We start from the raw sequence: 376 nt of genomic DNA, 5'->3' as shown, positions 1-376 counted from the left end.
CCGGCCCCTGCCGTTCTCCTCCTCGGCGGCGGCACGCCTACGGCGGGACCGGCGGCCACGGGGTTCGGGCTCCTCCTCGAAGTCCTGCTCCTCGAAGGCCCCTGTGTCCGGCTCCGCGTCCGGCTCCGGGGCGAAGGCGTCGGTACCGGGGAACGCGCCGGTGTCGGCGGCGGATCCCTCCGAGCGGTCGTCCCGGGCGTCCCGTTCGTCGCGTCGGTCATCGCGTTCGCCGCGCGAACGGCGGCCGCGACGGCCCGAGGGCTCCCCGACCGCGGCGAACGCGCCGGTGTCGGCGGAGCTGCTGACCCCGGGGAAGGTCCCCGAGTCGAAGACACCGCTGTCCTCGGGGGCGTCGTCCAGGAAGCCGCCGGTGGGT

General features: G+C 76.6%; 1 pseudogene. It reads right to left on the bottom strand.

The annotated features are described in order from the left end of the window. Positions 1-376 (bottom strand): annotated as a pseudogene (locus D455_RS34315) (endolytic transglycosylase MltG); the annotation flags it as partial.

The organism is Nocardiopsis halotolerans DSM 44410, assembly GCF_000341065.1.
Taxonomy (GTDB): Bacteria; Actinomycetota; Actinomycetes; order Streptosporangiales; family Streptosporangiaceae; genus Nocardiopsis; species Nocardiopsis halotolerans.
This window is presented reverse-complemented; position numbering and strand designations above follow the sequence as displayed.